The 12,597-nt window shown below is 44.4% G+C and carries 14 protein-coding genes; 5 read left to right on the top strand and 9 right to left on the bottom strand.

Features of this window, described 5'->3' with window-relative positions; genetic code table 11:
- Positions 1-101: 101 nt before the first annotated feature.
- The gene (locus ACED41_RS09505; RefSeq protein WP_371724866.1) at positions 102-977 is read left to right on the top strand and encodes a radical SAM protein; all 876 of its coding nucleotides are present in this window, start codon (positions 102-104) and stop codon (positions 975-977) included.
- A gap of 90 nt (positions 978-1,067) precedes the next feature.
- Here the strand turns inward: ACED41_RS09505 and ACED41_RS09500 are convergent, their stop codons facing one another.
- The 3 genes from ACED41_RS09500 to ascF form a co-directional block, all read right to left on the bottom strand.
- Positions 1,068-1,685: a bifunctional 4-hydroxy-2-oxoglutarate aldolase/2-dehydro-3-deoxy-phosphogluconate aldolase gene (locus ACED41_RS09500; protein WP_065583747.1), complete on the bottom strand. Its 618-nt coding sequence runs from the start codon at positions 1,683-1,685 to the stop codon at positions 1,068-1,070.
- A 31-nt stretch (positions 1,686-1,716) separates the two neighbouring features.
- Positions 1,717-3,147: a 6-phospho-beta-glucosidase gene (locus ACED41_RS09495; protein ID WP_017067568.1), complete on the bottom strand. Its 1,431-nt coding sequence runs from the start codon at positions 3,145-3,147 to the stop codon at positions 1,717-1,719.
- A gap of 71 nt (positions 3,148-3,218) precedes the next feature.
- Entirely contained in the window at positions 3,219-4,697 is a 1,479-nt protein-coding gene (ascF, locus tag ACED41_RS09490) for a PTS cellobiose/arbutin/salicin transporter subunit IIBC (RefSeq protein WP_017064040.1), read from the bottom strand.
- Between the two features lie 252 nt (positions 4,698-4,949).
- Between ascF and ACED41_RS09485 the strand changes: the two genes are divergently transcribed.
- Positions 4,950-5,474: a gluconokinase gene (locus ACED41_RS09485; protein WP_017059452.1), complete on the top strand. Its 525-nt coding sequence runs from the start codon at positions 4,950-4,952 to the stop codon at positions 5,472-5,474.
- Positions 5,471-7,267, top strand: a complete 1,797-nt coding sequence (edd, locus tag ACED41_RS09480; RefSeq protein WP_371724865.1) for a phosphogluconate dehydratase — start codon at positions 5,471-5,473, stop codon at positions 7,265-7,267. Before ACED41_RS09485 ends, edd begins: the two co-directional genes overlap by 4 nt.
- A 73-nt stretch (positions 7,268-7,340) precedes the next feature.
- Here the strand turns inward: edd and ACED41_RS09475 are convergent, their stop codons facing one another.
- Both ACED41_RS09475 and ACED41_RS09470 read right to left on the bottom strand, forming a co-directional pair.
- Entirely contained in the window at positions 7,341-8,348 is a 1,008-nt protein-coding gene (locus ACED41_RS09475; protein ID WP_017059450.1) for a LacI family DNA-binding transcriptional regulator, read from the bottom strand.
- Between the two features lie 105 nt (positions 8,349-8,453).
- On the bottom strand, positions 8,454-9,155 hold the full coding sequence (locus ACED41_RS09470) for a lipoate--protein ligase A (protein ID WP_017059449.1): 702 nt from the start codon (positions 9,153-9,155) through the stop codon (positions 8,454-8,456).
- Between the two features lie 185 nt (positions 9,156-9,340).
- Between ACED41_RS09470 and ACED41_RS09465 the strand changes: the two genes are divergently transcribed.
- Together ACED41_RS09465 and ACED41_RS09460 are read left to right on the top strand one after the other, a co-directional pair.
- Positions 9,341-9,625: a hypothetical protein gene (locus ACED41_RS09465; RefSeq protein ID WP_017059448.1), complete on the top strand. Its 285-nt coding sequence runs from the start codon at positions 9,341-9,343 to the stop codon at positions 9,623-9,625.
- Positions 9,622-9,900: a type II toxin-antitoxin system mRNA interferase toxin, RelE/StbE family gene (locus tag ACED41_RS09460; RefSeq protein ID WP_017064043.1), complete on the top strand. Its 279-nt coding sequence runs from the start codon at positions 9,622-9,624 to the stop codon at positions 9,898-9,900. Before ACED41_RS09465 ends, ACED41_RS09460 begins: the two co-directional genes overlap by 4 nt.
- A gap of 150 nt (positions 9,901-10,050) precedes the next feature.
- Here the strand turns inward: ACED41_RS09460 and ACED41_RS09455 are convergent, their stop codons facing one another.
- From ACED41_RS09455 to ACED41_RS09440, 4 genes are all read right to left on the bottom strand, one after another.
- The gene (locus tag ACED41_RS09455; RefSeq protein WP_017064044.1) at positions 10,051-10,338 is read right to left on the bottom strand and encodes a type II toxin-antitoxin system RelE/ParE family toxin; all 288 of its coding nucleotides are present in this window, start codon (positions 10,336-10,338) and stop codon (positions 10,051-10,053) included.
- Entirely contained in the window at positions 10,335-10,616 is a 282-nt protein-coding gene (locus tag ACED41_RS09450; RefSeq protein ID WP_011080399.1) for a type II toxin-antitoxin system Phd/YefM family antitoxin, read from the bottom strand. The genes ACED41_RS09455 and ACED41_RS09450 overlap by 4 nt, the downstream gene beginning before the upstream one ends.
- A gap of 199 nt (positions 10,617-10,815) precedes the next feature.
- Positions 10,816-11,445 carry a hypothetical protein gene (locus ACED41_RS09445; RefSeq protein WP_371724864.1) on the bottom strand — a complete coding sequence of 210 codons (630 nt, stop codon included), beginning with the start codon at positions 11,443-11,445 and terminating at the stop codon, positions 10,816-10,818.
- Between the two features lie 134 nt (positions 11,446-11,579).
- Positions 11,580-12,527: a hypothetical protein gene (locus ACED41_RS09440; protein WP_141707911.1), complete on the bottom strand. Its 948-nt coding sequence runs from the start codon at positions 12,525-12,527 to the stop codon at positions 11,580-11,582.
- Positions 12,528-12,597 lie beyond the last annotated feature (70 nt).

Raw genomic sequence — 12,597 nt, 5'->3', positions numbered from 1 at the left:
TCTTTAATACTGATTCCCCGCTTTGCCCAATTATCACCCAAGATGCAGATTGCTAAACTTGCCCCCGTCGAAACAACACAGGCTACGGCCGAGGAGCATTTATGCGTTTTGAAGGTAAAGTTTATCGTCCTTGGATGGAAGCAGAGAGCGTACTCATCCAGACAACATTGGGGTGCAGTAATAACCAGTGTACCTTCTGCACGATGTTTGATGATAAGCGTTTCAAAGTAAGAGACATCAAAGACATCTTTGAAGATATTGATGCGGCGAGAAAAATCTACCCGCATGTTGAATCTATCTTTTTGGTCGATGGTAATGTGATGGCGATTAGAACCGAGATGCTGATTTCGATTCTGGATTACATCAAGATCACCTTCCCAGAGATCAAGAACATCTCTCTGTATTCAGGGTTCAATGACTTCCGTCGTAAGAGCTTGTCTGAATTAAAAGAGATTAAGTCGGCAGGTTTAAGCATGGCCTATTCAGGCTTGGAGTCCGGTGACCCAATTTTGCTTGAACGCATTCAAAAGCGCATGACGCGTGAGCATGCGATTGAAGGAATGAACCTAGCCCGTGAAGCAGACATCAAGGTACTGGCTTCTTTCATCTTTGGCCTTGGCGGCAAAGAGCGTTCTACAGAGCATGCGATTAATACCACCAGCTTGTTGAACATCATGCAGCCAGATGCGATTGCACCGATGGCTTTAGCCGTTCAACCGGGATCGGTATTGGAAAAAGAAGTAAATCGTGGCGAGTTTGTTTTACCAACGCCATTGCAGATTCTGGAAGAAGAAAAATACTTGCTCGAAAACCTAGAAGATTTCGATTGCTACTACTGGGGTGACCACGGCAATAACATCTCACCAATGCGTGGCATGTTGCCTCAGGCTCGTAAGCCGTTTCTTGATAAGATAAATCAAGACATCGCGCATAACCCAATCACTAAGCAAAACGTCATTAAAACCTTTGCTTGGTAACGAGTAACCTCTACATCGTTTGAAGCAGCCACAAAAAGGGCCAGTGTCAGCTGGCCCTTTCATTTTCTAGCTATGTATCTCTCTATCGAACTATCTGGAGCCGACCGCTCGGACTAATTCTGCGATTCCATCCCAATCACCCTTGTCCATTTTGTCTGTCGGTACCATCCAAGTTCCACCGCAGGCAACGACTGATTTCAGTGCTAAGTAAGACTCAACGTTCGCTGGGCTTACACCGCCTGTAGGCATAAAGTTAACCGGGTAAACAGCCGTCAACGCTTTCAACATTGCGACACCGCCAGATGGCTCGGCAGGGAAGAACTTTAGTGTCTTAAGCCCCATTTCCATTGCTTGTTCAACCAAGCTTGGGTTACTCACTCCAGGAACAATCGTAACCCCTCTTTGCTGACAGTATTTGACTGTGGTTGGATTCAAACCTGGGCTGACAATGAAATCAACACCCGCATTAATGGCAGTATCCACCTGCTCTGTAGTCAGCACAGTACCTGCGCCAATCAGTAACTCAGGGTAAGCTTCACGCATCAAACGAATCGACTCTGCTGCCGCTTCTGTACGAAATGTCACTTCAGCACAAGGCAAGCCATTTTCAACCAGTACTTTCGCAAGCGGCACAGCCTGAGCAACGTCATTAATGGCGATCACCGGAACGATGCGAATATCTCTGAGTCGCTGTTCAATTGTTTTCATTGTTCATTTCTCTCATTATCAAACAGACAAATTAAGCCAAGTCGCTGCCGTTGCTTGCGATCACTTTTTTGTACCAGTGGAATGACTTTTTAGGAATACGATTTAACGTACCATTGCCTAGGTTGTCTCTGTCCACGTAGATAAACCCATAGCGCTTGCTCATCTCTCCGGTCGACGCCGCAACAAGATCGATACAACCCCAAGGTGTGTAACCCATCAATGGTACACCGTCTTCCATTGCTTCATGCATCGCAACAATGTGCTGACGAAGGTAATCAATGCGGTAATCATCGTTCACTTCTCCATTGTCATCCAAGGTATCACGAGCACCTAAGCCATTTTCTACCAAGAAAAGTGGTTTCTGGTAACGGTCATAGAGTGTGTTCATCGTAATTCGAAGACCTGTAGGGTCAATGACCCAGCCCCAATCACTTGCTGGAAGATGAGGGTTTTTGATGGACTTAACGACGTTCGCTGCACTCGTATTTCCTGCATTCATATCAGCGGAAGCACAGCGTGAAGCGTAATAACTGAAAGAAATGAAATCGACGGTGTTCTTTAGAATCTCGAAATCTTCATCTTGTGTTTCAAGCACCACACCTTTGTTATCAAACACTTTTTGAGCATAAGATGGGTAGTAACCACGCGATTGAACATCGATAAAGAACAGGTTCTCGCGGTCTTTTTCCATAGCCATCAGCACATCTTCTGGCTTACATGAATATGGATAGAAGTTACCGCCCGCCAGCATACAACCCACTTGGTTTTGCTCATCAACTTCATGGGCAATCTTGGTTACCAAAGCGCTTGCTACTAGCTCATGGTGAGCTGCTTGGTACTTCACTTGATCGTGATTTTCGCCTTCCTGAAACAACAATCCAGCACCAGAAAACGGGCTCGCTAGTAAAATATTGATTTCGTTGAAAGTTAACCAGTATTTCACCAAGCCTTTGTAGTTTTCGAAACAGGTTCTCGCGTAACGGCTAAAGAACTCAATCATCTTACGATTACGCCACGAACCATACTCGTTGACCAAGTGCATAGGCACATCGAAATGGCACAAGGTAACGAGCGGCTCAATACCGTATTTCTTACACTCTTCAAAAACATCACGGTAAAAATCTAAGCCAGCTTGGTTCGGCTCTAGCTCGTCACCTTTTGGAAAGATTCGGCTCCAAGCGATGGATACGCGGAAGACTTTAAATCCCATCTCTGCCAGCAAGGCGATGTCTTCTTTGTAACGGTGATAAAAGTCTATCGCGTTATGGCTTGGGTAGAACTCGTCTTCGCTGAGCGTCACCTTATCAACCTGACCAAGCTTAATTGGCATGCGGTTCTCACCATAAGGGATCATATCTACGGTTGTTAGGCCTTTACCACCCGCTAAGTGAGCGCCTTCAGACTGGTTTGCAGCAATAGCGCCGCCCCATAAGAAATCTTCGGGAAATTGAATGTTTGACATCGAATACCTCGGAAACAATAAAAGTCACCTTACGCTGAAGTAAGGTGACTGAATAAATTAATCAATTCTAATTAAGACGCGGACACTACTGTCGGCTTGTCTTCTGCCTTACCAGCTTCTTTGTTTGCTGACTCTGAAGTTGCTTTCTCATCGGCATCATCTTCTGGAACATCTTCAAAGCCTAAAACTAGGGTTAGAACAAATGACAGAACAATAGACAATGCGATCAGACCGAACACCCAAACGATACTCATTGGGTCATTCACATCGAAGAACTGAACACTCGTAAACAAGCTTGGTGCTGCCATCGAGTGACTCGCAAGGCCACCCATGCCCGCTAATGCACCTACGATAAAACCAGTAATCATTGTTGCGATAAGTGGACGTTTCAGACGAACAAGCACGCCGTACAATGCAGGCTCAGAGATACCGGCGAAGATAGCTGAAGCACCTGCGGCTAATGATGTCTGCTTTAGTGCGCTGTTTTTGGTTTTGTAAGCAACAGCCAGACACGCACCACCCATACCGAGGTTGGCACCGATTTCTGAAGGCATAACCATACCTTCACGACCCGTCTCAGCAATGGTTTGAATAATCGTTGGAGTAAATACACGGTGCATACCAGTAAGAACAAGTAGAGGCCACAGTGCGCCCATGATAGCAACCGACAACCAACCTAATGTGTCATGAATTGTGTAAACAAGCGCTGAAAGTGCAGTACCAACCCAAATACCAAATGGACCGATAAGTACGATAGCAACCGGAGCTGCAATCAATACGATAAGCATAGGTTTCAGGAAGTTTTTAGTCACAGCAGGGGTAATGCTATCTACCCAACGTTCTATGTAAGAAAGAGCCCAAGTCATCACAAGTACAGGAATAACCGTGTAGGTGTATTTCACTGACGTGATTGGGATACCGAAGAAATCAACGTGCTTGCCTTCTGCTGCTTGCGCCATCAATTCCATAAAGTTCGGGTGGATTAAGACACCGGCAATCGCAATGGAAAGAGACATATTAGTCTTGAATTTGATCGATGCGGAAGCGGCAACCATAACCGGTAGGAAGAAGAAGGCGCCATCGCCAATCGCTTTCAAGATAATCAAGGTAGGTGCATTTGGCTCAACCCAGCCCAGCATCTCAAGTACCATGGCGAGCAGTTTGACCATTGAAGCGCCAATGATTGCTGGGATAAGAGGCGACATGGTACCAACCAGTGCGTCCAACATTTTCGCACCAATTGACTTAGCCGTTAGCTTCTCTTTTTTAGCAGGAACCTCTGACTCAGATACAGTGGATAGCTCACAAAGCGCCATCACTTCTTTGTATGCATACGATACCTCGTTACCAATGATAACTTGTACTTTGTCTCCATTATCAACAACACCCATCACACCTTTCAGTGCTTTTAGCTTGTTAATATCGACGCCATCTTGGCTGTGTAAAACGAATCGTAGTCGAGTCATACAGTGTGTTAGGGCAGCCACATTTGTCTTGCCCCCAAGATGCTCAACAACAGATTTCGCAATTGCGCGGTAATCGTTGGCCATTTTATCCCCCAAAGATCTCTTTCCAGTGATTTTTAAACGCGAATATAGTGAGATGTGACTAATTTTCCGTCAGTAGGATGCAAAAACAATCACAATTGTTGTGAATTGTTGTGAATTGTTGTTTTGTGTCCTTCATCACACTTCCTTAAGTTACCGGTAACATGTTACCGGTAACGCTTATAAGATAAAGCCATATTTACAAGCGATGTTCAAAATTGAGATCACGCGCAAATTTGTTAAGAGGATTGAGTTATGGCTGGTAGTAGTGTCATCGTCATGGGTGTCAGTGCTTGTGGGAAAAGCACGATAGGCGAGCAGTTGGCAAAAAAACTTGGGCGTAAGTTCATTGATGGTGACGACCTTCATCCTCGAGCAAACATTCAAAAAATGGCGTCAGGCCAACCTCTTAATGATGATGATCGCATTCCATGGCTGGAACGCGTTCGTGATGCAGCGTACAGCCTAGAAAGTAAAAATGAGCACGGCATTATTGTGTGTTCTGCGTTGAAGAAGAAGTACCGCGACCAAATTCGCGAAGGGAACAAAAACCTCACCTTTCTCTTTTTAGATGGCAACATTGACCTGATCTTGCATCGAATGCGTCAGCGCCAAGGCCACTTCATGAAAGAGAACATGATTAAAAGCCAGTTCGAAACATTAGAAAGACCCGATCACGAGCCAGATACGGTTGTCATCAGCATTGATGGCGATATTGATGACGTTGTGGACTGTGCTGCGATTGTGCTTTCAATGACTGATGAGGCAGAAACAGCATGACCCTTCCAACCATCCAAGCGGTGACTCAACGATTAATTGAACGAAGCAAAGAGACTCATGAAGCGTTTCTAAACCGAACCCAACACCAAGCCTCTGATGGCAAAGGTGGTAAAGGGCTTTCTTGCGGCAACTTGGCTCATGCTGTCGCAGCTTCTTGCTCCGATGAGAAACGCTCGATTCTTGATCTCACTAAATCCAATGTGGCGTTAATCAGCTCTTACAACGATATGTTAAGCGCTCACCAGCCGTATCAACACTATCCAGATCAGATCAAAAAGGCGTTAGCTAAGTTCGGCCACACCTCTCAAGTAGCGGGCTGTGTTCCCGCGATGTGCGATGGGGTAACTCAAGGCCAACCAGGCATGGATATGTCTTTGTTTTCAAGGGACTTGATTGCTCAATCGACCGCTCTTTCACTGAGTCACAACGTGTTTGATTCAACCCTATTGCTTGGCATTTGCGACAAGATAGCTCCAGGACAACTGATGGGCGCGCTCTCTTTTGCGCATCTACCAACTGCCTTTGTTCCGGCAGGCTTGATGGCAACGGGCATCAGCAATGATGAGAAAGTACACATTCGCCAAGAGTACGCGGCTGGCAAGGTAGGAAAAAGTGCCTTGCTGGACATGGAGTGCAACGCTTATCACTCAGCGGGCACCTGCACTTTTTACGGCACAGCCAATACCAATCAGCTGGTATTTGAAGCGATGGGGCTGATGCTTCCGGGCTCAGCGTTTATTCACCCTGACTCTGAATTGCGCGCATCACTCACTCAGCATGCCGCCATTGAAATTGCTTCAATGACACCACAAGCCGCAAACTTCCGCCCACTTTCTGAAGTCTTTACCGCTAAAAGCTTAATCAATGGCATTGTTGCCCTACTCGCATCAGGTGGCAGTACCAACCACAGCATTCACATGGTCGCGGTAGCACGCGCAGCAGGATTTATTCTGACTTGGCAAGACATCAGCGATCTATCCGATGTGGTGCCTTTACTTGCTCGAGTTTATCCCAACGGCCCAGCAGATATGAATGCGTTCCAAGCGGCAGGAGGAGTTCCCGCGCTGTTACGCCGTTTAGATCAAGCCAACTTACTGCACCGAGATGTCACACCTACCTTTGGCTCGTTTGAAGATCAAATGAGTATTCCAGAACTTGAAAATGGAAAGCTAACGTGGAAAAAGTGCAAACAGTCGGCAGATGCAGAGGTAATTGCAGGCCAAGAACAGGTATTCCAAAGCACAGGCGGAACGCGAGTCCTTTCAGGGAACCTTGGCAACGCAGTGATTAAAGTGTCAGCGGTTGCAGAAGAGCAACGTGTAATAGAAGCACCTGCGGCAGTTTTTGATTGCCAACATAAGGTAGAAGCCGCGTATCAACGAGGTGAACTCAACAAAGATTGCATTGTTGTGGTAATAAACAATGGCCCAGCTGCGAACGGTATGCCTGAACTGCACAAGCTTATGCCGATTCTAGGCAATATACAGAAACAAGGTTTCAAAGTAGCTCTGGTTACCGATGGTCGTCTTTCCGGAGCCTCAGGAAAGATCCCATCCGCGATTCATGTCTCACCAGAGGCTATTCGAGGAGGAACTATTGGGCTTGTTTGCGAAGGCGATATCCTGCGCTTAGATTGCGCGAGTGGCGAACTCAATAACCTCAACGACATGCAGTCTCGCCAAGCGAAGGTGTTTGAGGTAGACGCTAACCAGCAAACCATGGGGCGCAACCTATTTAGCGTGATGCGCCAAAGCGTTTCGAGTGCAGAACAAGGGGCGAGTTTTATCGTCTAACTGTGTCATCGCTTAAATGTAAAAGCAAAAGGGGCATCATTTCGATGCCCCTTTCCGTTTCCACGATACTTGGTTAAACGCTTTCGCCATCCGTGATGCGATAGCCCATATCCACTACCGTTTCCGTGACTGGCTCACCTTTCAATCGGGCAAGCAGTAGCTCGGCACTTTTCTTACCTATTTCATAACGTGGCGTATCCACGCTAGTCAGTTTTGGGCGTATGGTTTGACCAATATCTAACGCGTTATAGCCCACCACAGATAGCTGTTGCGGCACTTGGATTCCACGTTGCTGGGCAATGAGCAAGGTACCTATCGCGATGTCATCATTGGTGCAGAACACGCCATCTAGATCTGGGTAATCCGCAAGAGCGCGATCAAGCAGATCTTCAGCCAAAGAGAAGTTAGAGTGCTGTTCAGTCAACACGTGTTTAGGCTCTAATCCAGCCTCATACATCGCTTTGTCATAGCCTTGCAAACGCAACTTGGTTCGCGCATCCAATCGAGCGCCAAAGTAAGCAATAGAGCGTTTACCAGCTTCAATCATTCGCTTCACGACATGGTAAGAAGCATCAATATGGTCCAAGCCAACAACCATATCGATCGGATTGGTTGGGAGTTCCATCGTTTCAACAACAGAAACACCTGAATTCTTGATCATCTGTAACGTGCGGGGGGTGTGGTGGCTTTCCGTCAATATCAACCCATCAACTTGATACGAAAGCAGCGAAGCAATCTTTTCCTCTTCTTCCACAGCATCATAGCTAAAGTGAGCAAGCAACGTCTCGTAGCCATTCTCTTTAGTAACCGTTTCGATACCTTGAACAAACGCGGCAAAGATTTGGTTTGATAACGAAGGGAGCAAGATACCGATCGCTTTACTCGACGATTTAGAGAGCATAGCTGGCGCTTTGTTTTCGATGTATCCCATCTCTTCAATAACCGCTGCAATTTTAACGCGAGTTTTGGCTGCGACTGAATCGGGATTGCGCATGTAACGAGAGACGGTCATCTTTGTGACCCCCACTTTGTCTGCAACATCTTGAAGTGTGGTTCGAGTTTTCTTCTGCTGTTCTGTCATAACTATTTGAACTCTTTATTATGTTACAAGTAACATTATAAAGTTCTCACCGCCTTAAGTTCAACCCATCCGACAAATTAGCATGGCGTTAACGAAAGGTTGGTATCACGCATGCTTGATGAAAGCTTGGCTTAACTGCTGAAAGAGTGAGTCTACGTTGGGTAGAGTTGTCAGATGTGCGGACAACGGAGTATGAACTTGCGCGTCCACCACGGTTGGATTGCCACAAACTTGATTATAAAAATTTACGGGTGCAACGATGTTCTCTAGGTCGACATCCAACAAGATACAAGCTTGCGAAAGTACGATTTGGCCGCCCCCTTGTTTAAGCAAAACACGCTGCGCCGTGCCCACTATTTTTTGTTTATTGATATTGAGGTTGTAGTCACCATCACAATAAGAACCGGGAGTCGCGTGTACATCCACATCGATGCCCAGTTCTTTAAAAAACAGGGTTAAGACATTGCACAGATGTAGATACGCTTTTTGGATGTTGTAGGCTTCATCACGAGGCCAATGGTAAATGTGCGATAAGTTAATGATCCCCGGCAGTTGGGGAACGGGAGCGCCGCCTGTTTTACGTGAGGTGAGTTGCCAACCTTGTGCCGCGAGTTGTTTTCTAGACTCTACGGTCACAGGCCACTTTTTACCTGCGGGCAAAACAAGTGTCGGCGCTTTTGCTTGCCACAACATTAAGGCTTGCCCAATCTCACCCGCCTGAATTTGCTGCAATAATTCAGCTTCTTTTTCAAACGCACGATCAACATCAATGTGCGGGTAACGTACGAGTTTATTGGTTAACTTCAATGCACTTTCCTCTACAGATTGTGGTGACCTATCATTTAACGTTCTGCAATGGTTGATGAGATATGGGACTATGTGCGATGAAACATAGCACCAAAAGTTAGTTATTGGCGCCATAGTAGCTTGTCAGTTGCCCATCTCAAAGGTGAGTGCTAACATTTGTACACACACCAATAAAGGAATACATCATGGACACTAGAATTCAATTTCGTGTTGATGAAGAAACAAAACGCCTAGCTCAACAGATGGCTGAGAGCCAAGGTCGCACACTGAGTGGTGCTTGCCGTGAGCTTACTGAGCAACTCGCTGAGCAACAAAGACAGACATTATCTCACGATGCATGGCTAACTGAACAAGTAAACCTAGCATTTGAGAAGTTTGACTCAGGAGAATCCGTTTTCGTTGAACACCAAACTGCTAAATCTCGAATGGAAGAACGCAAAGCCAGAATACGTAATCGAGGTAAGCAATGATTTTATGGGAAGAAGAATCACTCAATGATCGTGAAAGGATCTTTGAGTTTATCTATGACTTCAACCCTGATGCGGCAGAAAACGCTGACAACCTCATTGAAACAAAAGTAGAAAACTTGCTTGAGCAGCCTCTAATGGGTGTACAGAGAGACGGCATTCGTGGGCAATTACTTATAATTCCTGAGATTTCAATGATCGTCTCCTATTGGATCGAAGGCGACATTATCCGAATTATGCGCGTACTCCACCAGAAACAAAAGTTCCCAATGGATTGATTACTTCCTCTGGGCAACTAGCCCAATTAAGGGGTGAACAACGCCTCCACCCAAACCTAACGCATTGTGCCATAAACACTTAAGTTGAAGTAGGAGCAAAAGTGCCAAGCGTTGTGAATCCCTCTTAAATTGCTTGTTATAACACAATTGCTACACGTCACTTTCCGTTAGTATCTGACGACAATTTCGTACTGTGAGGACGCGAATTTCATGGCTAAGGCTATATATGATGCGATAGTGACCAAACAAAATTTCACGGTAATTGGTATGAGGCAGCTCAGGAACCATTCGCCCCATGTCAGGCATACTTGAGAGTAAATCAGTTTTATCAAAAACCTCATTAACCCAGTTTTCTGCCGCCACTGGATTATCCAGTGAAATAAACTCGGCTGCATCACCTAACTTTTGTAATGCTAGTGGTGACCAGACTACTTTCATTTCTTAATGCGCCCCAATACTTGAGCACGAGCGTCTTCATTGGAAACACCTAAACCTGAAGCTAATTGTGCTTCAGCAGTACGCATTTCTTCCAGTAACTCGATCTTCTCTTGCATTGCTTCATATTCTGCAACATCAAGGACAACCGCAACACCCTTACCACGTTGTGTGATAACTAGTGGTCTGCGAGTTTCGTTAATCTGTTTAATAAATGACGTCACGCCAGCACGAAATTCAGACAAAGGCTGAATATCTTGATCAAAATGGATGCGGCTCATGTTGAACTCCCTATGGTACAATTTAATGTACAAATAATAGTTCAAATAGCAATTTTGAGCAATAGCCTGATTTTGTGTTATAGCCGCGTTAAGTAGTGAGCAACGCCACCACGAAACCTAACCATACCACCGTAAACACAAAACCCAACGATGGAATAAAAAATGCCATGCGTTGGGAATCTGTCTTAAACAGTTAGCATTATTCTCCAAAGATATCAGAGTGACTTAAAGCTTTATCCCACGGAGCTTTAAATCTAATATCTGAACCAAAAATATTCACCGAACCATCTAAATTACAAGAGCCTTTTTGACGTTCCACGTTGGAGGTTTTAGTAAAGAACAGATCACCATATATAGAGCGGTAACAAAATGATGGCTTTAAGTAGTTAAAGTAACTCGCTGCAAAACCAACACTATCGTTACTCACATGCTTCTCATCAATGGACAACAATACAAACTCTTCTCCAGCAGAAAGGATAATTTTTCCCGTCATACCATAAAACATTACTGGATAATCTTTCGTACTATGACCTGTCGATTTTTCAAACGTTGAAGCTACTTGTTTCCAATTCAGTTCATTTCGTTGAGTTAGCATGTCATCATTAAAATGAAAGTCGATGCCAGTGATAATTGCAGGTCCTAACCCATCATTACGAATAGCTAAGGAAACGCTCCCATCCTCATTCAATTCTGGTTGTTCCACAACAATATACGGAACGACACTTCTACGATTGTGCTCTTCTGAAATATCTGCTTGCCAAAATGTCGCTATCATTGCCATTGCCGCTATAAACAATGAGCAGCCTTCGATTATTGATATTTTCTTCAAGTATTTCTCCAATAATGCAACGCCTGCATAACACGTTTACTACTATGCAATTGTACTTAAAAATTGACACCTTAAAACGAGAAACACCCGACAACCTGAGATGCCGAGTGTAGTAAATCGTGTTGATGCGATTGTTAGGTGCGTGCGAAACATTTCGTTGAAAGCTCTCGTGCTAGCATTGACTCTTCTTTTGTTGCTTCAAATTTCAAGTCAAACCGACCTCCTACATAGTACGGCAACTCTTTTTGAGCGTAATAATTAAGTTTATCTGGTGCATAGAGAAAGTATGAAACAAGGTCATTTTCATATAATCCCGTTAACGCTCTAGGCAAAATTAGTTCCATTTCACGTTCTAGATAACTTATCGCATCGTATAACGCCAAAGCTGAAATGTTCGGAATTTCTTTAAGCTTTTTAATATCTTTGAGATTGTCTCTCGCTATATGGACACAAGCATCCTGTAGCGTTTGCACATCGTAACCGATAACATTTATTTCCCTGTTCTTGATAGCTATGGCTAACGGAGGAGTGAGCGTATAATAAACTGATTTTCCGTTATTCCCACAGGATTCTGTCCTATAACCATTTGCTTTTCTTAGCATTTCAATTATTTCAGAAAATTTCTCTTTTGAAAGGAATCGATTTGCTTCTGTAAAGAAATTCACATCAAAAAACTCACTGTACAGCCAAGCTCTACGTTTTCGGATGTTTGAGATTAATAGATACGCCTGTTTAGCCGACCGAAAGTTCTGCTTTACCTCTGGATACAAATTAAAAACAATATAAAAAATACCTGCTGCATTTATTGATATATACAATGAAACCAAAGGATATTGAAGACTTTCGCTGGACATAAAAACTGTAGGAAACAACGAAAACATGATAAGCCAAAATCTTTTTTTTGTTAGGCATATAACACAAGCAGCAACTTCTTGATTGCGAAAAGTATAGCTATGATGATTTTCGTATAACAACTTACTGTATAAATTCAGAAGCCTATCTATAACAACAGGCTTAAATACTTTATATCTCTCGCACGCCATTTGACTAAATTTATTCATCTTTAATAATAACCACTTCAACTTACAACTACCCCTCATAGACAGAACCTTAAGCACTAAGCTCAGCGTAAATTCCGTCTAACGTAATGTT

Origin of the sequence: Vibrio sp. 1F255 (genome assembly GCF_041439145.1) — a bacterium.
In the GTDB taxonomy this organism is placed as follows: domain Bacteria; phylum Pseudomonadota; class Gammaproteobacteria; order Enterobacterales; family Vibrionaceae; genus Vibrio; species Vibrio crassostreae_C.
This window is presented reverse-complemented; position numbering and strand designations above follow the sequence as displayed.

Excerpts from the sequence above, each read along its gene's own strand:
- ACED41_RS09495 (WP_017067568.1), bottom strand. The coding sequence starts at position 3,147 with ATGTCAAACATTCAATTTCCCGAAGATTTCTTATGGGGCGGCGCTATT.
- ACED41_RS09450 (WP_011080399.1), bottom strand. The coding sequence starts at position 10,616 with ATGAGCCGCATCCATTTTGATCAAGATATTCAGCCTTTGTCTGAATTT.
- ACED41_RS09460 (WP_017064043.1), top strand. The coding sequence starts at position 9,622 with ATGATTTTATGGGAAGAAGAATCACTCAATGATCGTGAAAGGATCTTT.
- ACED41_RS09505 (WP_371724866.1), top strand. The coding sequence starts at position 102 with ATGCGTTTTGAAGGTAAAGTTTATCGTCCTTGGATGGAAGCAGAGAGC.
- ACED41_RS09500 (WP_065583747.1), bottom strand. The coding sequence starts at position 1,685 with ATGAAAACAATTGAACAGCGACTCAGAGATATTCGCATCGTTCCGGTG.
- edd (WP_371724865.1), top strand. The coding sequence starts at position 5,471 with ATGACCCTTCCAACCATCCAAGCGGTGACTCAACGATTAATTGAACGA.
- ACED41_RS09485 (WP_017059452.1), top strand. The coding sequence starts at position 4,950 with ATGGCTGGTAGTAGTGTCATCGTCATGGGTGTCAGTGCTTGTGGGAAA.
- ACED41_RS09455 (WP_017064044.1), bottom strand. The coding sequence starts at position 10,338 with ATGAAAGTAGTCTGGTCACCACTAGCATTACAAAAGTTAGGTGATGCA.
- ascF (WP_017064040.1), bottom strand. The coding sequence starts at position 4,697 with ATGGCCAACGATTACCGCGCAATTGCGAAATCTGTTGTTGAGCATCTT.
- ACED41_RS09475 (WP_017059450.1), bottom strand. The coding sequence starts at position 8,348 with ATGACAGAACAGCAGAAGAAAACTCGAACCACACTTCAAGATGTTGCA.
- ACED41_RS09465 (WP_017059448.1), top strand. The coding sequence starts at position 9,341 with ATGGACACTAGAATTCAATTTCGTGTTGATGAAGAAACAAAACGCCTA.